Annotated in this window: 18 protein-coding genes and 1 tRNA gene; 10 read left to right on the top strand and 9 right to left on the bottom strand. The window is 71.9% G+C overall.

Features of this window, described 5'->3' with window-relative positions; genetic code table 11:
• The first annotated feature begins 15 nt into the window (after nt 1–15).
• Both JSX79_RS10170 and JSX79_RS10165 read left to right on the top strand, forming a co-directional pair.
• The gene (locus tag JSX79_RS10170; RefSeq protein WP_229086050.1) at nt 16–801 is read left to right on the top strand and encodes a dienelactone hydrolase family protein; all 786 of its coding nucleotides are present in this window, start codon (nt 16–18) and stop codon (nt 799–801) included.
• Nucleotides 802–891: 90 nt separating this feature from the next.
• A tRNA-Arg gene (locus JSX79_RS10165) sits at nt 892–964 on the top strand.
• A gap of 99 nt (nt 965–1,063) precedes the next feature.
• Here the strand turns inward: JSX79_RS10165 and JSX79_RS10160 are convergent.
• From JSX79_RS10160 to JSX79_RS10130, 7 genes are all read right to left on the bottom strand, one after another.
• Entirely contained in the window at nt 1,064–1,324 is a 261-nt protein-coding gene (locus JSX79_RS10160; protein ID WP_092386063.1) for a hypothetical protein, read from the bottom strand.
• A 56-nt stretch (nt 1,325–1,380) separates the two neighbouring features.
• Entirely contained in the window at nt 1,381–2,475 is a 1,095-nt protein-coding gene (locus tag JSX79_RS10155; protein ID WP_229086048.1) for a hypothetical protein, read from the bottom strand.
• Nucleotides 2,476–2,581: 106 nt separating this feature from the next.
• A complete protein-coding gene (locus JSX79_RS10150; protein ID WP_092386067.1) occupies nt 2,582–3,676 on the bottom strand; it encodes an alkene reductase in 1,095 nt (364 codons plus the stop codon).
• Between the two features lie 52 nt (nt 3,677–3,728).
• The gene (locus tag JSX79_RS10145; protein ID WP_229086047.1) at nt 3,729–3,941 is read right to left on the bottom strand and encodes a hypothetical protein; all 213 of its coding nucleotides are present in this window, start codon (nt 3,939–3,941) and stop codon (nt 3,729–3,731) included.
• A 63-nt stretch (nt 3,942–4,004) separates the two neighbouring features.
• Nucleotides 4,005–4,448, bottom strand: a complete 444-nt coding sequence (locus JSX79_RS10140) for a MarR family winged helix-turn-helix transcriptional regulator (RefSeq protein ID WP_070418166.1) — start codon at nt 4,446–4,448, stop codon at nt 4,005–4,007.
• A gap of 272 nt (nt 4,449–4,720) precedes the next feature.
• A complete protein-coding gene (locus JSX79_RS10135; RefSeq protein WP_229086046.1) occupies nt 4,721–7,357 on the bottom strand; it encodes an MMPL family transporter in 2,637 nt (878 codons plus the stop codon).
• Between the two features lie 73 nt (nt 7,358–7,430).
• Nucleotides 7,431–8,069: a TetR/AcrR family transcriptional regulator gene (locus JSX79_RS10130; RefSeq protein WP_229086045.1), complete on the bottom strand. Its 639-nt coding sequence runs from the start codon at nt 8,067–8,069 to the stop codon at nt 7,431–7,433.
• A gap of 145 nt (nt 8,070–8,214) precedes the next feature.
• On the opposite strand from JSX79_RS10130, the gene JSX79_RS10125 reads away from it, so the two are divergent.
• The 3 genes from JSX79_RS10125 to JSX79_RS10115 all read left to right on the top strand — a co-directional run bounded on the left by JSX79_RS10125 (nt 8,215) and on the right by JSX79_RS10115 (nt 10,953).
• Nucleotides 8,215–9,696 (top strand): mannitol dehydrogenase family protein, encoded by a 1,482-nt coding sequence (locus JSX79_RS10125; RefSeq protein WP_229086044.1) that lies wholly within the window; start codon nt 8,215–8,217, stop codon nt 9,694–9,696.
• Between the two features lie 94 nt (nt 9,697–9,790).
• A complete protein-coding gene (locus JSX79_RS10120; protein ID WP_229086042.1) occupies nt 9,791–10,486 on the top strand; it encodes a YafY family protein in 696 nt (231 codons plus the stop codon).
• Nucleotides 10,487–10,581: 95 nt separating this feature from the next.
• Entirely contained in the window at nt 10,582–10,953 is a 372-nt protein-coding gene (locus tag JSX79_RS10115; RefSeq protein ID WP_229086041.1) for a VOC family protein, read from the top strand.
• A 42-nt stretch (nt 10,954–10,995) separates the two neighbouring features.
• On the opposite strand, the gene JSX79_RS10110 is transcribed toward JSX79_RS10115, so the two are convergent.
• Together JSX79_RS10110 and JSX79_RS10105 are read right to left on the bottom strand one after the other, a co-directional pair.
• Nucleotides 10,996–11,547, bottom strand: coding sequence for a GNAT family N-acetyltransferase (locus tag JSX79_RS10110; RefSeq protein ID WP_229086039.1), 552 nt, complete (start codon nt 11,545–11,547; stop codon nt 10,996–10,998).
• A 39-nt stretch (nt 11,548–11,586) separates the two neighbouring features.
• Complete coding sequence (locus JSX79_RS10105) at nt 11,587–12,579, bottom strand: alpha/beta hydrolase (RefSeq protein WP_229086037.1); 993 nt, start codon at nt 12,577–12,579, stop codon at nt 11,587–11,589.
• Nucleotides 12,580–12,692: 113 nt separating this feature from the next.
• On the opposite strand from JSX79_RS10105, the gene JSX79_RS10100 reads away from it, so the two are divergent.
• From JSX79_RS10100 to JSX79_RS10080, 5 genes are all read left to right on the top strand, one after another.
• Nucleotides 12,693–13,604 (top strand): ABC transporter ATP-binding protein, encoded by a 912-nt coding sequence (locus JSX79_RS10100; RefSeq protein WP_229086035.1) that lies wholly within the window; start codon nt 12,693–12,695, stop codon nt 13,602–13,604.
• Nucleotides 13,601–14,464 (top strand): ABC transporter permease subunit, encoded by an 864-nt coding sequence (locus tag JSX79_RS10095; protein ID WP_229086034.1) that lies wholly within the window; start codon nt 13,601–13,603, stop codon nt 14,462–14,464. The genes JSX79_RS10100 and JSX79_RS10095 overlap by 4 nt, the downstream gene beginning before the upstream one ends.
• Before the next feature lie 2 nt (nt 14,465–14,466).
• The gene (locus JSX79_RS10090; RefSeq protein WP_229086089.1) at nt 14,467–15,726 is read left to right on the top strand and encodes a sensor histidine kinase; all 1,260 of its coding nucleotides are present in this window, start codon (nt 14,467–14,469) and stop codon (nt 15,724–15,726) included.
• A complete protein-coding gene (locus tag JSX79_RS10085; RefSeq protein ID WP_070418175.1) occupies nt 15,727–16,374 on the top strand; it encodes a response regulator transcription factor in 648 nt (215 codons plus the stop codon). It begins immediately after the preceding gene.
• A 136-nt stretch (nt 16,375–16,510) separates the two neighbouring features.
• On the top strand, nt 16,511–18,562 hold the full coding sequence (locus tag JSX79_RS10080) for a transglycosylase domain-containing protein (RefSeq protein WP_229086031.1): 2,052 nt from the start codon (nt 16,511–16,513) through the stop codon (nt 18,560–18,562).
• Nucleotides 18,563–18,626: the final 64 nt, after the last annotated feature.

Here is an 18,626-nt window from a genome sequence, read left to right as displayed (position 1 = left end):
CGTAGGTTCCGACGCGTGACCACGATCGACGACGTCCTGCAGACCGTTCCCGAACCCGCCGGAGCCGACGTGCGCGTCGATCCCGTCCGCTACGACCACGAGGGCACACCGCTGCTCGGCGTGCTGGCGAAGGACGCGGCGATCGCCGGTCGTCGCCCGGCCGTGCTCGTCGTCCACGACTGGCACGGCGTCAACGAGCACGTCGAGGCGCGCGTCACGATGCTCGCCCGCCTCGGGTACGTGGCCTTCGGCGCCGATGTCTACGGCGAGGGCGTCCGGCCGGGCGACGACACCGCCGCCCAGGTCGCCGGGTCGTTCTACCAAGACCTCCCGCTCATGCGGGCCCGCGTCCGCGCCGGCCTCGACCGCCTGCTCGAGGACCCCGACGTCGACCCCTCCCGGGTCGTCGTGATGGGCTACTGCTTCGGCGGATCCGCCGCGCTCGAACTCGCGCGCACCGGGGCCGACCTCGTCGGCGCGGTCTCGTTCCACGGCGGGCTGCTCACGCACGACCCCTCCGACGCGGCCGACGTCCGGGCGAAGCTCCTCGTCCTGACCGGCGCCGCGGACCCGGTCGTGCCGGACGAGAAGGTCCACGCGTGGCAGGACGAGATGCGGGCGGTGCCGACCGTCGACTGGCAGGTCGTGACCTACGCGGGCGCGATGCACGCCTTCGCAGTGCCCGGGACAGACGCACCGGACCACGGTGCGCAGTACCAGGAGCGCGCCGACCGTCGGTCGTGGCGGGCACTCGAGGTGTTCCTCGCCGAGGTCTTCGACGAGGAGCTCGCCGCGCACTGAGGGCCGACACGCCGACGGCGGCCTCGCGGTGGCCTCGATTGGCGTTCGGGGCCGCAGCTGTTGTAGAGTCTTCCACGGCCGCAAGGCCACGCGCTCGTAGCTCAATGGATAGAGCATCTGACTACGGATCAGAAGGTTGGGGGTTCGAGTCCCTTCGAGCGCACTGCACCACCGAACCGATCGGAGGCCCCGTCGCACCGCGACGGGGCCTTCGTCGTTTCTGGACCGACCGACCGACCGAGCGGCCCGGGGCGGAGCCGCGTCAGCGCAGGCGCGCCGCCTGCTGCCGGTCCTTCTCGTGCTCCCGCACCACCGCGCTCACCGCGAGCCACAGGAGCAGCGACACGAACCACCAGAAGCTCACCACGGCAGCGGCGCCGGCGAGCGACGCCGCGAGCGGCACGAGCTCGACCGAGTCCGGGCCCTTGCCGAAGATGACGATCGCCGAGACCCAGAGCCCGATCGCCGCCAGCAGGGAGATGATCCACACGACCAAGAGACCGTCGCGCCACCCGTTGTTCACGGGACCACCGTACCGGAGCATCCGCACAGGAACGCCGCAGACGCCGAGCAGCCCGATCAGGACAGGTTGATCGCCACGATCAGCGCGACGAACCCGAGCGTCACCGTCCCGACGATGAGCACCGTCCCGGCACCCCAGGTCGTCCGGAGCCGGCGTCCGGGCCTCGCGACCTCCCGCACCCGCACGACCGGGCCGTCGGCGGCGGAGACTGCTGCCTCCGAGCGTTCGTCCCGCCACCGCGCCCAGCGCTCGACCCGGTCGTCGAGGGCGTCGACCGCCGCCGCGAGGGCCTCCCACCGCTCGGGCCGGTCCGTGATCAGGTCACGGGCGCTGATCAGGTACATCCAGTCGTCCACGATCTCGACGTCGAGCCCCCGCACGTGGTCGACGAGCCGCGCCATCACGTCCGGCGTGAACAGGTACAGCGCGTCGCGTTCGTACCCGGTGGGGCAGTACAGACGGAAGTAGCGGTCGAAGTCGCCCTCCAACGACAGCACCTGCGAGCCACGAACGACCGACGAGGTGTGCAGCGGGCGTCGAGGGCCCTCCTCGGACCGCAGCAGGATGTTCGGCAACGCCACCGGCAGACGCATCGCGCAGTACCCGCCGAACGCCGGCGAGGTGTTCGTCATGGTCGACCGGACGAGCTCGTGGTTCGCGAACTCCAGGCCTCGGGGCCCGGGGGTCCGGAGCACCCGGTAGCAGTTCAGCGCGCCGCGTCGACGGAGCGGGGCGTCACGACGGGTCCCGGTCGGGCCCGGGCTGTAGGTCATGCCGTTGGCCGCCGCGAACCGGGCGAGGTGGTGGTGGACCCGCTTCCGCGGGCGTCGGCGCCGCACCCGGATCCACGCCCAGGTGCAGAGGACCCCGGCCAGGCCGAGGAAGGCGCCGATCACGCTCTGCACGAGGACGGCGGTCGCCACGTCCTCGCCGCCCTCGGCGACGGTGGCGGTGATGACGAGGGCGAACGCGAGCAGGCCGATCGGCAGGCAGAGTGCTCCGGCGCCGAGGACGATCCGTCGGACGAGTCCGACCAGGTCGCGCGCCTCGGGGTGCGCGGCGACGAGGGCCTTCCAGGTCCGTCTCGCGTCGCGGCGGCGGACCGGCTCGGTGAGGGCGGTGGTGTCGATCGGTGTGCGCAGTGCCTGCACGGTTCCCCCCGGTTCGTGACCTCACGACCCTACCGGGTGGGCAGACGGACGGGAGGCGCGGTGCCAGCTGGCACCGCGCCTCCCGTCCGTGACCCGATCGCGTCGACTACGCGACCTGCGCGCGCACCTCGGCCAGCGTCGGGTAGTCGGTGTAGCCCTCGGCGCCGTTGCCGTAGAACAGTTCCGGGCGCGGCTCGTTCAGCTCGGTGTCCTGCTCCCAGCGGTACGCGAGGTCCGGGTTCGCGATCGCCGCGCGACCGACGCCCACGGCGTCCGCGTGGCCCTGCGTGACGAGGGCGATGGCCTCGTCACGGGTGGTCAGCGCGCTGAAGCCGGAGTTGGCGATGAACGGGGCGCCCGCGGTCCGGCGGATGTGCTGCACGAGGTCGCCGGTCGGCTCGGCGTGCAGGATGTCGACGAAGGCGAGGCCCAGCGGCGCGAGGCCCTCGGCGACGGCGGTGTAGACCGCGTGGACGTCCGCCGGGTCGCTCTCGAGGACGCCCTGGATGCCGTGCTCGGGGGAGAGGCGGATGCCGGTGCGGTCGGCGCCGATGGCCTCGGCGACGGCCGTGGTGACCTCGATCGCGAAGCGGGCGCGGTTCTCGGGCGACCCGCCGTACTCGTCGGTGCGCGTGTTCGACGCTGCCGACATGAACTCGTGCACGAGGTAGCCGTTCGCCCCGTGCACCTCGACGCCGTCGAGTCCGGCGGCGATCGCGTTGCGGGCGGCGCGGACGAAGCCCTGGACGGCCTCGCGCACCTCGTCGGTGGTCAGGGCGTGGGGGACGGGCATGTCCGCCTTCGAGCCGTCGGGGAGGTGGGTCTGCCCGGGCGCGGCGATCGCGGACGGGGCGACGATGCGCGGCGTGCCGGAGATCGCGGTGTGGGACACCCGGCCACCGTGCATGAGCTGCATCACGATGCGACCGCCCTCGGCGTGCACGGCGTCGGCGACGCGGCGCCACCCGGCGATCTGCTCGTCGGTCTCGATGCCGGGCTGCCCGGGGTACGAGCGGCCTTCCTGTACGGGCCAAGTGCCCTCGGTGACGATGAGCCCCAGGCCGGCGCGCTGGGCGTAGTGCTCGACGAGCAGATCGTTCGGGATGCCGTGCTCACCGGCGCGCGTGCGGGTGAGGGGCGCCATCACGATGCGGTTCGACAGGGGGAGTGCGCCGAAGTCGGCGGGTTCGAAGAGCTTCACGCCCGGGTGGAACGATGTGTTGCCGGGTGCAATTCCCGGTCGGGGCGGATCGTCAGGCTCGGGGGCACACGAGCGTCGAGGAGCGCACCTGCCCCTCGGGGCGGATCACCTGGTGCTGGGAGAGGGGCTGGCCGCAGATCGGGCAGCTGCGGTCGATCGTGCGGTCGTCGATGCCCTCGGGATGGCCGGCGCCGATCTGCGACGGGCCCATCTTGGCGATGAGCGTGCTGTTCCACCGTTCGTACCACTGTCCGAAGCGACCCACGGTCCGTCCTTTCGTTCGCACACGAACCATTGTGCCACGAACGGCTTCGCAGCACACGGCCGATCACACGGTGTCGACGCGTTCGAGCAGTTCGGTGAGCTCGTCCTTCAGTGCTTCGAGGCGTTCCAGCGGCCAGCCGAGGCGGTCGGCGACGGCGAGCGGGACCGCCCGGGCCTGTTCGCGCAGGGAGCGCCCGGCCACGGTGAGGGAGACCTCGAGCTGGCGTTCGTCCGTGGTGCTCCGGGTGCGGCGGACGTAGCCGGAGGCCTCGAGACGCTTGAGCAGCGGGCTGAGGGTGGCCGAGTCGAGCCGGAGTTCGCGGGCGATCTCGCGGACGGAGCGAGGGTCCTGCTCCCAGAGGGCGAGCATGACGAGGTACTGCGGGTGCGTCAGGCCCATGGGTTCGAGCAGGTCGCGGTAGAGCCCGATGACGCTGCGGCTCGTCGCCGCGAGCGCGAAGCAGAGCTGTCGGTCGAGGGCGAGCGGGTCGACGTCGGTCTCGGTCATCCGCCCACCCTACCGTTCGTGTACGAACGAGCGGGGTCTGCGCGCGCGGTGCTCGGTCGAGTGGTTGCGGGCGCGGGGTTGCGACAACCCGCGAGTCGATCGACCGGCGGAGTGTCGGAACATGCGCACGCAGAGGATGCGCGGGCACAATGCGACAACACGCGTGTCGATCGACCGGCGGAGTGTCGAATCCACGGTGCGAGACGCACGCACGGGAGGCGCGGGCCGACCCGTGTGGGTCGACCCGCGCCTCCTGGGTGGTCGCGTCGTGCCTACGCGCGGTGCGCCGGCGGGTGCCCCGACTCGTGCGCGTTCGCGTCCGGCTCCACGGGGAGCGCGTGCGACCCGGTGTGGGTGTTCTCGTGCCCACCGGCCGGGTGCGACCGCTCGAGCTTGGCGCCCTCGACGTCGACGTCCGGCACGATCCGGTCGAGCCACTTCGGGAACCACCACGCGCTCTCGCCGAGCAGGTGCATCGCGGCCGGGATGAGCAGCATCCGGACGACGAACGCGTCGACCAGCACACCGAACGCCAGGCCGAAGCCGATCGGCTTGATGGTGGAGGAGTCCGAGAAGATGAAGCCCGCGAACACCGAGATCATGATGATCGCGGCCGCCGTGACCACCGCGCGACCGGCGTGCAGGCCTCGCTGGACCGCGACCTTCGCCGAGGCTCCGTGGGCGTACGCCTCGCGCATGCCCGACACCAGGAAGAGCTGGTAGTCCATCGCGAGCCCGAACAGGATGCCGATCTCGATGATGGGCAGGAAGCTCAGGATCGGTGCGGGGTCGTGCACCCCGAAGACGCTGCCGAGCCAGCCCCACTGGTAGATCGCGGTCAGGCCACCGAACGACGCGAGGACGGACAGGATGAAGCCGGCCGTCGCGGTGATCGGCACGAGGAACGACCGGAACACGATGATGAGGATGATCAGCGACAGGCCGACGACCACCACGAGGTAGAGCGGCAGCACGTTCGAGAGCTTCTCGGACACGTCGATGTTGGCGGACGCGTTGCCGGCGACCCCGAGCGTGACCTTGCCGTCGTCGGTGGAGACGGTCTGCTCGCGGAGGTCCTTCACGAGGGTCTCGGTCGAGACGCTGTCCGGGCCACCGGCGGGCTTCACCTGGAACGCGATGATGTCGCGGTCCTTCGAGGCGCCGATCGGCAGGACGGCCTTCACGTCGTCGTTCTTCGCGATCGCTTCACCGATGGTGACCTCGGTCGCGGTGACGTCGTCCTCGCTGACCGAGTCCGGCAGGGTGGCGACGACGAGGAGTGGCCCGTTCTGGCCGGCACCGAACTCGTCGTCGAGGGCCTTGTACGCCTTGTACTGGCTGGACTCCACGGACTCGGACGCACCCGTCGGCAGGCCGAGGCGCATCTGCGTGGCGGGGAGGGCGATGGTGCCGAGCACCGCGACGCCGGCGACGAGCGTGATGACCGCGCGCCAGGTCGACATCGGCTTGTTCGGGACGCGCGTCGAGTCGGTGTTGCCGATCTTCGCGCGCTCCTTCTTCCGGAGGATCCGCATGCCGATGAGCGACAGCAGCGCCGGGGTGAAGGACGTCGCGATGAGGATCGCGAAGAACACGGCGACGGCACCGACCGTGCCCATCAGGCCGAGGAACGGGATGCCCGTGATGTTCAGGGCGAGCAGCGCGACGATGACGGTCGCGCCGGCGAAGACCACGGCGTTGCCGGAGGTGCCGTTCGCGAGCCCGATGGACTCGTGCACGCCCATGCCCTGCTTCAGCTGGGTCCGGTGTCGGTTGAGGATGAAGAGCGAGTAGTCGATGCCGACCGCCAGGCCCAGCATCACCCCCAGCACCGGCGTGACCGAGATGAACTCGACGAGGCTCGAGAACGACAGGGCCGCGAGGGACGCCACGCCGACGCCGAGCACGGCGGAGACGAGCGGGACGGCGGCGCCGATGATCGTGCGGAGCATGAGGAACAGCACGATCGCGGCGATGATCACGCCGCCGATCTCACCGGGGCCGAGGATCGACGGGACGCCCTGGGCGATGTCGTTCGAGACGTACACGTCGACGCCGCTGATGTCGGCCGCCTCGGCGTCGTCCGCGATCTGGGTCTTCGTGTCGGCCGGGACCTCGTAGGTCGACTTCGTGAACTGCACGGTGCCGATGACGGCGCTGCCGTTCGACGACACGAAGCGGATGTCCTTCGACAGGTCGAGGAGCTTGGAGCCCTGCTCGAGCTCCTTTTCGCTGTCGTCGAGCTTCTTCGTGTTGTCGTCGATCTTCTGCTGTGCGGCCTCGATCTGCTGCTCGCCCGAGGTGATCTGCTGCTGCTGCGCGTCGATCTGTGCCTGTGCCTGGGCGAGCTGGGCCTGGGCGGCCGCCGCCGCGGCACCTCCCGCTGCCTCGGCCTGGGCCTTCTGCGCGTTCAGCTGGGCCTGCGCGCTGGCGATCTGCTCCTTGCCGGACGCCAACTGCGACTTCTGCGCGTCGAGCTCCTCCTGACCGCTCTCGATCTGCGCACGGCCGTCGGTGATCTGCTCGCGGCCGTCGACGATCTTCTGCCGCTGGTCGTCGAGCTGCTGCTGGGTGTCGAACCCGCTCGTGGCGCCCTTGACGCCGTCGAGCTTCTCGACCTTCTGCAGGAAGTCGGCGACGTCGGACTTCTGGGCGTCGCTGAAGGCCTTGCCGTTCGTCGTCTCGAAGACGATCGTTCCGGTGCCGCCGTTCGCGGACGGGAACTTGTCGGCGAGCTCGTCCTGCACCTGGCTCGTCTTGGTGTTCGGGATCGTGATCGACGACGAGATGGTGCCGGCGAAGAGCGAGTACGTGACACCCGCGATGCCCATGATCACCACCCACGCGATGATCACGAGCCAGTGGCGTCGTGCGGAGAACCGTCCGAGACGGTAGAGGAGACCGGCCATGCGGTTGCCCCGATCCTTTCGTTGTCAGCTGCTGTGGAGCGGGGTGCGCCGGTGGACCCCTGGGAGGGAAGTGTCAGTCGTCGGCCATGTAGCCGCTGCGGACGCTGTGCACGAGTCGTGCGAGCAGGGCGTCCCAGTCGTCGAGCGCGTCCTGGTCGAGGCGGGGTCCGGTCGTCGTGAGCCAGTGCTCGGCGATCACGACGATCCCGCTCATCAGGGACTCGACGAGGAGTGCGGCGTCGAGGGCGTCGGCGGCCGGGTGGCGTCGGGCGACCTCGTCGCGGAGGCGTTCGGTGACCCGTGCGAAGGCGGTCTGGGTGAGCACCGCGGCCTTGGGGTCGTCCTTGCCGGGGTCGCCGAGGATCCGGTACATCCCGGCGATCGCGGGCGCCAGGTCGGCACTGCGGGCGGCGGACTCGAGCTCGTCGAACATCGACGACCGGCTGCCGTCGCCGACCGGGGTCTTCGCCATGTCGGCGAGGAAGCGGTCGATGATGACCGAGAGCTCCTGCTCGCAGACGGCGAGCAGGACCTCGTCGAGGGACCCGAAGTGGTTGAACACGGTCCGGCGGGCGATGTCGGCCCGTGAGGCGAGGTCCTCGACGCTGAACCCGCGGCCCCCGCGCTCCTCGACGAGGTCGCGGGCGGCCTGCAGGATCGCCGCACGGTGCTTCGCCTTGAGGGCAGCACGGCGGTCGATCGACAGGGTCACGGCCACGACACTAGGTGCATCGATGCACTCGGTGCAACGACGTGGAGAGCATCTTCAGGTACGTACCCCGGCGGGAACCGTGGTTCTGAACAGATGTGCACGTGGTTGACTGGGCGAGCACGTCCGCCGTACGAAGGAGTACCCGATGCCCGTCCGTCTGTCCCCGCAGCACCTCGACGAGATCGCCGCGAGCGGTGTCGCCGTCCCGACCTACGACCGCGACGGGATCACCGCCGGCATCGTGCACTTCGGCGTCGGCGGCTTCCACCGGGCGCACCAGGCGATGGTGATCGACCGGCTGCTCCAGCAGGGCGAGGCCCGCGAGTACGGCATCTGCGGCGTCGGCGTGCTCGAGCAGGACCGTCGGATGGCCACGGCGATGGCCGAGCAGGGCGGGCTGTACACGCTCGTCCTCAAGCACCCCGACGGCACCCGCGAGTCCCGCGTGATCGGCAGCATCGTCGACTACCTGCTCGCCGTCGACGACCCCGACGCCGTCGTCGAGAAGATGGCGCACCCGGACACCCGGATCGTCAGCCTGACCATCACCGAGGGTGGCTACAACTTCGACCACGTCACCGGCGAGTTCGTCGCCGACGAGCCGGGCGTCGCGGCCGACCTGCGCGGCGACGGCCCGCCGCACACCGTGTTCGGACTCGTCGTCGAGGCCCTGCGGCGCCGGCGGGACCGCGGGCTGGAGCCCTTCACCGTGATGTCCTGCGACAACATCCAGGGGAACGGGCACGTCGCCCGCCAGATGTTCACCGCCTACGCCCGGCTGCAGGACCCGGCGTTCGCCGACTGGATGGACGAGCACGTCTCGTTCCCGAACTCGATGGTCGACCGGATCACCCCGGTCACCGCCGACGAGGACCGCGCCTGGGTCGGTGACGAGCTCGGCATCGAGGATGCCTGGCCCGTCGTCGCCGAACCGTTCTTCCAGTGGGTGCTCGAGGACGACCACCCCGCGGGCCGTCCGCCGTACGAGCAGGCCGACGTCCAGATCGTCGACGACGTCGAGCCGTACGAGCTGATGAAGTTGCGGCTGTTGAACGCGAGCCACCAGGGCCTGTGCTACTTCGGGTACCTGTCCGGGTACCGCTACGCGCACGAGGCCACGCAGGACCCGGCGATCGCGACCTTCCTGCGCCGGTACATGGACGAGGAGGGCACGCCGACCCTGCACCCGGTGCCCGGCATCGACCTCGAGGACTACAAGTCCACCCTCATCGAGCGCTTCCAGAACCCCGAGGTCCGCGACACCCTCGCCCGGCTCTGCGCCGAGTCGAGCGACCGCATCCCGAAGTGGCTGCTGCCGGTGGTGCGCGAGAACCTCGCCGCCGACCGACCCGTCACCCTGTCCGCGGGCATCGTGGCCTCGTGGGCGCGCTACGACGAGGGCACCGACGAGTCCGGCGAGCCGATCCAGATCGTCGACCGGCTGGCCGAGCCGTTGCACCGCATCGCGCTCACGCAGCGGGACGACCGGCTCGCCTTCATCCGGAACCGCCAGGTCTTCGGTGACCTCGTGGACGACGACCGGTTCGTCACGGCCTACCGCGACGCCCTCGACGGGCTGATCGCGGACGGTGCCCACGCGACGGTGACGCGCCTGTCGCGTTCCTGAGACGCGACCGTCCACGGGCCAGGAGGCGCGGTGCCGGCCCGCACCGCGCCTCCTGGCCCGTCCCGTGGTGCGTCCAGGGCGCTAGGGTCGCGTCGTGAACCGGACCGACCGCCTGTACGCGCTCGTCGAGGAGCTGCGCGCGGCGGCACCCGGCCGACGGAGCGCTCGTCGCCTGGCCGAGCACTTCGGGGTGAGCGTCCGCACCGTCGAACGGGACCTGCGCGCGTTGCAGGAGGCCGGCCTCCCGATCTGGTCCGAGCCCGGACGCACCGGCGGGTACACCATCGACGCCCGCGCGACGCTCCCGCCCCTCGGGCTCACGGTGGACGAGGCGCTCGCCGTGGCGATCGGCCTCGGGACCCTCGGTGCGAGCCCCTTCCGCGACGCCGCCAGGAGCGCAGCGCGCAAGGTCACCGCGGTGCTCGCCGAGGACGACGCCCGACGGACGGCCCGACTCGCGGCACGGGTGCTCCTGCTCGAGACGGGGGACCGGGCCCCGGCACCCGTCGCACTCGCGGGGGCGCTCACGGGCGGACGCGTGGTGCGGATGCGGTACCGGGACGCGACCGGCACCGAGACCGACCGCACGGTCGAGCCGCTCGGGTACGTCGGCAAGGGGGAGGACTGGTACCTCGTCGCCTGGTGCCGACTGCGCGACGGGGTCCGGGCGTTCCGCGGCGACCGGGTGCTGGCCGTCGAGGAGACGGACGAGGTCGCGCCGCCGCGGGTCGTCCGGACCGAGGAGCTCGACATCCCGCACGGGGTGCTCCGACCCGTCCTCGGGGACTGACGGTCCGATCCGCGGAAACCCCGACAGGACGGTGTCGCGGACGGCGAGGATGCTCGACCCCGGGTGGCCACGGTGGTCACCCGGGAAGGCACACCGTGGAGTTCGCATCGATCCGCATCATCACCGACGACCTGGACGGGATGGTGGCGTTCTACGAGCGCGTCACCGGCACCACCGCCCGACGTCCGGCTCCGGTCTTCGCGGAGATCGTGACCGGCGGCCTCGTGCTCGCGCTCGGGACGCCGTCGACGGTCGCGGTGCTCGGCGTCGACGCGCCCCGGGCGGGTGCGGCGGGCAGCGCGATCGTCGAGTTCCTCGTGGCGGACGTGGACGCGACGTTCGACCGCCTGCAGGACGGTCCCGCCGACGTGGTGCTGCCTCCGACGACGATGCCGTGGGGCAACCGGTCCGCGATCCTCCGGGACCCGGACGGCACGCTGGTGAACCTGTTCAGCCGTCCCGCGTGACCGTTCCGGTTCGTCGATCCCGGGGATCGCGAACCGCGACGGTCAGCGCTCGTCGTCGTCCCACGGCACCGGCGTGGTCGTGCCCGTCTCCCAGTCGCGGCGGAGCACGCCGTAGCCGACCGAGGCGACGGGGCGTCCGCCCTCGACGGGCCATCCCTCGCGGTAGTGCGCCTCCTTCACCCAACCGGCGCGGACGAACACGCGGCGCATCGCGACGTTGTCCTCGCGGGTCTGCCCCTCGAAGCGCGTGACCTCGGGCAGGGTGCGGAACACGTGGTCGGTCGTCGCGCGGAGTGCCGGGACGCCGAGGCCCTGCCCGCGGAACCGACCGGCGATCCGGAGGTCGAAGAGCGGGACGGGGTCGGCCAGGTCCTCGAGCCGGACGATCCCGACGCGGCCGAGCTCGTCGTGCTCCAACCAGGAGGTGTCGTGCTCGTCGTCGCGGTACGCACCGGCGTCGACGGCGGCCTCGGCGTCGGCGCGGGGGATGGTGCGCCGGACGTGGAACGGGAACTCCTCGCCGGTGAGGAACGCGATCAGGTCGGCGCGGTCGGCGCCGGTCGGGTCGAGCCGGACGAGCGAGACGGAGGACATGGCGATCAGGGTAGCGGCGTCGTGTTCAGCGGCGTCGTGTTAGCGGGGGAGCGACGCGGCCCAGCGGCCGACGGCGTCGTAGGCGCGCTCGCGGACCTCGGGGGCGGAGAGCACGACGTCGTGCACGGCGCCGTGCAGGCGTCGGACCGTGACCTCGCTGCCGAGGGACAGGGCACGCTGCGCGACGACGTCCACGTTGAGCGCGACGTCCGCCCGCGCCATCCCGTCGTCCCACCGGGGTTGCAGCATGCTCTTGTCGCTGAGGAGGACGAGCACGGGCACCTCGAGGTCGAGTCCGGCCTCGACCGTGGCCTGGCCGTCGAACACCGCGGCGAGCCAGTTCGGGTGCAGGGGGAAGCCCCGGTCGGGTCGCCACTGCTGGTCGTACGTCCACGAGCCCTCGCCCGCGGCGGACACCGTGCGGGTGTAGAAGCCGGGGTCGACGGCGGGCATCGGCGCGAGCGGGTTCCGACGGGCGCCGAGCTTGATGACCGGCGCCACGATCGCACGGCCGACCGCGCTCGCCTGGAACTCGAGCCACGGGCTGTTCAGGATGAGACCGTCGACCCGGTCGGCGTGCCGGGCCGCCCACAGCGACAGGGTCAGACCGCCGGTCGAGTGGCCCATCGGCACGAGCCGACGACCGGTCTCGCCGTGGTGCTCCGCGGCGATGGCGTCGAGCGCGGCGGCGATGTCCTCGTCGTAGGTGGCGAGGTCGTCGACGTTCCCCGGGGTCTGCCGCGGTCGCAGGCTCCGCCCGTACTTGCGCAGGTCGAGGGCGTGGAACCGGGCGCCGAGCCGCTCGACGCGTTCCGCGAGCTCGACCTGGAAGAAGTAGTCCGACCAGCCGTGCACGTACAGCACGTCGACGCCGAGCAGCGGACCGCGTGCGTGCAGCAGGAGGTCCGCGGCGGATCGGCGTCGTCGGACGAGCGTGGCCACCACCGGTCCCTCGTGGTCCTCGCCGAGCGGGAGCTCGAGGCGCTCGAACGGCGCTCCGAGGACGTCCTCGCGCCACCCGTGGTCCGCCATCCGTCGAGCGTATCCGGAGCCCCTCCGCGTGGTACCGGGGTACCACGCAGCGCGCCCGGAGATCGGTTCCGGTGCCGATGTGCGGGCGGGTGCGGTCTCCGTACGGTTGCCGCATGATCGAGATCCAGAACCTGACGAAGCGCTACGGCGAGAAGGTCGCCGTCGACGACGTGTCGTTCACCGTCTGCCCCGGGGTGGTCACCGGCTTCCTCGGCCCGAACGGCGCCGGCAAGTCCACGACCATGCGGGCCGTGATGGGCCTCGACAGCCCGACCTCGGGCAGCGCCGTGGTCGACGGGCGCCCGTACCGCGAGCTCCGCGACCCGCTCCGCCGCGTCGGGGCGCTGCTCGAGGCGAAGGCCGTGCACAAGGGCCGCAGCGCGTACGACCACCTGCGCGCCCTCGCCGCGACGCACCGGATCCCGAAGGCCCGGGTCGAGGAGGTCATCGGCATGACCGGTCTCGAGCGGGTCGCGAAGCAGCGCGTCGGTGGGTTCTCCCTCGGCATGGGGCAGCGGCTCGGCATCGCCGCGGCGCTCCTCGGCGACCCGCAGACGCTCATCCTCGACGAGCCGGTCAACGGCCTCGACCCCGAGGGCGTCGTGTGGGTGCGGCAGCTCGCCCGGAGCCTCGCCGCGGAGGGCCGTGCGGTCTTCATCTCGAGCCACCTGATGAGCGAGATGGCGCTGACCGCGGACCGCATCGTCGTGATGGGCCGCGGCCGGGTCCTCGCCGACACGGACCTCGCCGACCTCGTCGCGTCCTCGACCGAGCGCTCCGTCTCCGTCCGGACGCCGGAGCCCGACCGGCTCATGACCGCCATCGCCGGTCCGGACGTCGCGGTCACGTACGAGGACGACGGCGCACTGCACGTGCGCGGACTCGGCGCGGAACAGATCGGCGAGGCGGCCGCTGCGTCCGGGATCGTCCTGCACCGGCTGGCCTCCACCGAGGCGAGCCTCGAGCAGGCGTACCTCGAACTCACGCACGACGAGGTCGAGTACCGGTCGGAGGTCGCACGATGAGCGCCACGACGACGATCGACCGGCCCCGCACGCTGCACCAGCACGACGCCGCACGCGTCCGGTTCTCGGGTGTGCTGCACTCCGAGTGGATCAAGCTGCGGTCCCTCCGCTCCACGATCTGGAGCCTGCTCGTCCTCGTCCTCGTGCCGATCGGCATCGGCGTCCTGCTCGCCTCGCTGGCGGACGACGGGGGCCGGACCGTCACCGGGGACGCCGCCCGGAACGCGCTCGTGCAGTACAGCACCAGCGGTGCGACGATCGCCGTCCTGGTCGTGGCCGTCATCGGCGCCCTCGTCGTGACCGGCGAGTACGGCACGGGCATGATCCGGTCGACGTTCTCGGCGGTGCCCCGGCGGTGGGAGGCGCTCGCCGCGAAGGGCATCGTGCTCGCCGCGACCGTGTTCGTCACGAGCGCCGTCAGCGTGTGGGCGACGGCGTTCACGACGCTGCCGATCGCCGACGCGAACGGGGTCGAGGCCTCGCTCGACACCAGCGTCGCGATGCCGCTGCTCGGTGCGTCGGTGTACCTGACCCTCATCGCGCTGCTCGCCTTCGCCGTGGGCATCGTGCTGCGCTCCACCGCGGGGGCGATCGCCACCGTGCTCGGGCTCATGCTCGTGGCCCCGGTGGTGGTCCAGCTCGTGCAGGGGTTCACGAACGCGACGTGGCTCGGCACGCTGAACAACCTGCTCCCGCAGAACGCCGGGCAGCCGCTCATGCAGTTCGGCACCGAGGACACCTCGGGCTGGCACGACGGCGTCCTAGCCTTGGGAGGGTGGAGCGGATTCGCGGTGCTGGCGGCCTGGGTGGTCGCGGCGTCGGCGACGGCACTCGTCCTGGCGCAGAAGCGGGACGCGTGACGATGACCGAACCCGTCCCCGGCGCCGTGCACGACGGCGCCGGGGACCTCACGCTGCCCGTCGCGCCCGGACGGATCCGGCGCTGGTGGGCCGGACACCCGCGTGCGGCGGACGTCCTGCTCGTCCTGTTCTGGGGCGGCCCCGAGGTCGCCTTCGCGATCGGCGGCGTCTGGCGCGCGGACTCCTCGGTCACGAACACGGTCGTGGTGCTGGTCCTCGTCGGCATCGCGGTCGCGGGCATCCCGTTCCGTCGGACCCGGCCGCAGGTCACGGTCGTGGCCGGGCTCGTGTCCGTCGTCGCGATGGCGTGGACCGAGGCGGGGTACTCGCCGATGCTGTTCGCCGCCTTCGCCGCGTGCGTGTGGTGGTCGCGGGCAGCGGGGTGGTGGAGCATCGCCGTCGCATCCGTGCTCGGTGCGGCGGCCACCGGGGTCCGGGTGTGGGTCGTGGCCCCGGGATCGGGTGGACTCGGCGAGGTCTTCGCACCCGCGCTGCCGGCCTTCCTGGTCATCGCGGTGCTGATCGGCACGACGACCGGGGACCGCCGCCGCTACACCGAGGCGCTCATCGACCGGGCACGCCAGCTCGCCCGCGAGCGCGATCAGCAGGCCCGGCTCGCTGCGGCAGCCGAACGCGCACGGATCGCCCGCGAGATGCACGACATCGTGTCGCACTCGGTCACGGTCATGGTCCGACTGGCCGAGGGCGCCGCGGCGGGGCTGCCGGACGACGACCCGTCCGCGACGGCGATGCGCGGCGTCGCGGACGTCGGCCGGAGCGCGATGACCGACATGCGGCGCATGCTCGGTGTGCTGTCCGAGCCGGGTGCCGGCAGCGGTGGCGCCGACGCTGCGGACTCCCTCGCCCCGCAGCCGGCCGTCCGTGACCTCCCGCAACTCGTCGACGGCTTCCGCGCGCTCGGCACCCCCGTCACGCTCGAGGTCGCCGGTGGTCCGCCGGACGACGACGCCCTGCAGCTGGCGGTCTACCGCATCGTCCAGGAGGCCCTCACGAACGTCGTGCGGTACGCCCCCCGTGCCCGCGCGGTGACCGCCACCGTGACCACCTCGTCCGACGAGGTCGTCGTCACCGTGACGGACGACGCTCGACGGACCGCCCCCGCACCGCAGATCGGTGCCGGGCGTGGGCTCGTGGGCATCCGCGAGCGCGTGCACGCCCTCGGCGGCAGCGTCCACGCCGGTCCGCGCCCCGCGGACGGCTGGGAGGTCCGGGCGACGATCCCGGTCCGGAAGGAGGCCTGAGTGATCCGCGTCGCGATCGTCGACGACCAGCAGCTCATCCGCACGGGGTTCCGGCTCCTGCTCGACGCCCAGCCCGACATCGAGGTGGTGGGAGAGGCCGAGGACGGTGCTGCCGGCGTCCAGCTGGCTCGCGCCCACCACCCGGACGTCGTGCTCATGGACGTCCGCATGCCCCGCGTCGACGGGGTCACCGCGACCGCCGCGATCGTCGAGCAGCTCCCCGACACCCGCGTGCTCGTGCTCACGACGTTCGACCTCGACGAGTACGCGTTCGGCGGGTTGCGAGCGGGGGCGAGCGGGTTCCTCCTCAAGGACATCAGCTCCGCGCAGCTGCTCGACGCGATCCGTGCCGTGGCCTCGGGTGAGGCGGTCGTCTCACCCCGCGTCACCCAGCGGATGCTCGACCTGTTCGGCACCCGGCTGCCGGATCCGGGGGACGGCGGCCCGGACCCCGCGGCCGCGCTCACACCCCGGGAACGGGACGTGCTGCTCGCGATGGCGCGGGGACTGTCGAACCAGGAGATCGCGTCGTCGCTGCACACGAGCGAGTCGACGGTGAAGACGCACGTCGGCCGGGTCCTCGCGAAGCTCGGCCTGCGGGACCGCGTGCACGCGGTCATCTTCGCGTACGAGCACGGCCTCCTGTAACGATCCGTACCGCCTCGGGACCTTCCCAGCCGCCGTGACGGACTTCCCCGGGGAAGTCCCGGCTGTCGTCCGACCTCGGCTGGGACGCTCCGGGAACCGCAGCAGCGGTGATCCACACGAGGGGGAGGCCCAGGGGATGACGTTCAGACGTGCAGGAGGAGCCGCGCTCGGCTTCGTCGGCGGGAGTGTGCTCGCCGGGTTGCTGGTCGGGGTCGGCGTGACGCCGGTGCTGGCGGTGGCCGGGGTGGGGACGACCTCGGCGATCGGGGTCTTCGACTCGATGCCGGAGTACATCGAGATCGATGAGCTGCCGCAGCGCAACGAGGTCTGGGCGTACCGCGGCGGGAAGCCGGTGCACCTGGCGAACGTCTGGGCGCAGAACCGGCAGGAGCTCAGCCTCGACCAGATCAGCGACACCCTCGAGCACGCGGCCGTCGACGGCGAGGACAAGCGCTTCTACGAGACCGGCGGCGTCGACGCGACGAGCATGGTCCGCTCCCTCGTGAGCGTGGTCGCCGCGGGCGGCAAGGGCAGCTCCGGCGGGTCGACCATCACGATGCAGCTGGTGCGGAACATCAAGATCCAGCAGGCGAGCGAGCTCCCGACGGCCGAGGAGCGGGACGCCGCGTACAAGGAGGCGACGAAGCGTTCCGCGCAGCGCAAGCTCGCCGAGATGAAGCTGGCGATCGGCCTCGCGAAGGAGTACTCGAAGCAGGAGATCCTGTCGGCGTACCTCAACATCGCGTACTTCGGCGACCAGACGTACGGGGTGCAGGCCGCCGCGCAGCGCTACTACGGCAAGGACGCCACCGACCTGTCCCCGGCCGAGGCCGCGTCGCTCATCGCGATCGTGCAGTGGCCGGAGCGGCGGGACCTGTCGCGCCCGAGCCACTACGCCGACAACGTCGCCCGCCGCGACGTCATCCTCCGGTCGATGCACGACCAGGGGCACCTGAGCCGTGCCGAGCTCACCGAGGCACTGGCGTCGAAGCCGGCCGAGTACGTCCGCCTGACGCCCCCGCAGCAGGGGTGCGAGGCCGTCGCCCGCGGCGCGGAGTTCTTCTGCCAGTACGCGGTCGAGGCCGCTCGGGAACTGCCGCAGCTCGGCCCGACGCAGGACCGCCGCGACGACGCCTGGCGGAAGGGCGGCTACCGCGTGCAGACGACCCTCGACCTCGACCTGAACGGGCAGCAGAAGGCGCTGCTCGACCGCTACGACCCGGCCACCGAGTCCCGGTTCGCACTCGGCGCCACGCTGGACACGGTCGAGGCCGGGACCGGTCGGGTCCTGACGATGGCGCAGAACAAGGACTACGACCGCTCGTCGAACGCCCCCGCGAGCGCGACCTCGCTGAACTACGCGACCGACGAGGCGAACGGCGACTCGACCGGGTTCCAGGTCGGCTCGACCTACAAGATGTTCACGCTCCTGCAGTGGCTCGCCGCCGGCAAGAGCCCCGACGCGGTCGTCGACGGCACCCGGCACGGTCGGAGCTCGTGGACGCAGTGCGGGCAGACGATCGACTCGTACTGGAACCCGAAGAACGACTCGCCGGGGCAGACCGGCCGCTTCACGGTCCGCGCGGCGACGGCGCAGTCGGTGAACGCCGCCTACGCGTCGATGGCCGAGCAGCTCGACCTGTGCGACATCCGCGACACCGCGGCGGCGCTCGGCGTGCACCCGGCGACCGGGGGAGCCCTGCCGGCGAACCCCGCGGCCGTGCTCGGCACGACGAGCATCGCGCCGCTCACCATGGCGGCCGCGTACGCCGGCGTCGCGAACGGCGGCGTGTACTGCGCGCCGGTCGTCATCGACCAGGTGACCTCACGGGACGGCGAGCAGCTCGGCGGCCAGCAGCGCTCGTGCCGGCAGGCCGTCCCCACCGCCGTCGCGACCACCGCGTTCGAGGTCATGCAGGGCGCGTTCCGCGGCGGTACCGCGAACGGCGGGCAGACCCCGGACGGTGCGACGGTGTTCGGCAAGACCGGCACGACCGACGACGCCGACCAGATCTGGCTCATCGGCGGGACGACCCGCGCGGTGACGGCCTACTGGCAGGGGAACACCGACGGCGGGAAGGCGAACCTGCGCCACTTCGACAACGTCGAGGGGACGTACGCGAGCACCCGTGCCGCCGTGTGGCGGCAGGCGCAGACGGCGGTCAACGCGGCGGTGTCCGTGGGGTGAGCTGCACCGGACGAACGACGGGAGGCGCGGTGCCAGCCGGCACCGCGCCTCCCGTCCGTCGTCC

The organism is Curtobacterium sp. GD1, from assembly GCF_020882855.1.
Lineage (GTDB): Bacteria > Actinomycetota > Actinomycetes > Actinomycetales > Microbacteriaceae > Curtobacterium.
The sequence above is the reverse complement of the archived record's forward strand: the minus strand, read 5'-3'. Positions and strand labels throughout refer to the sequence as shown.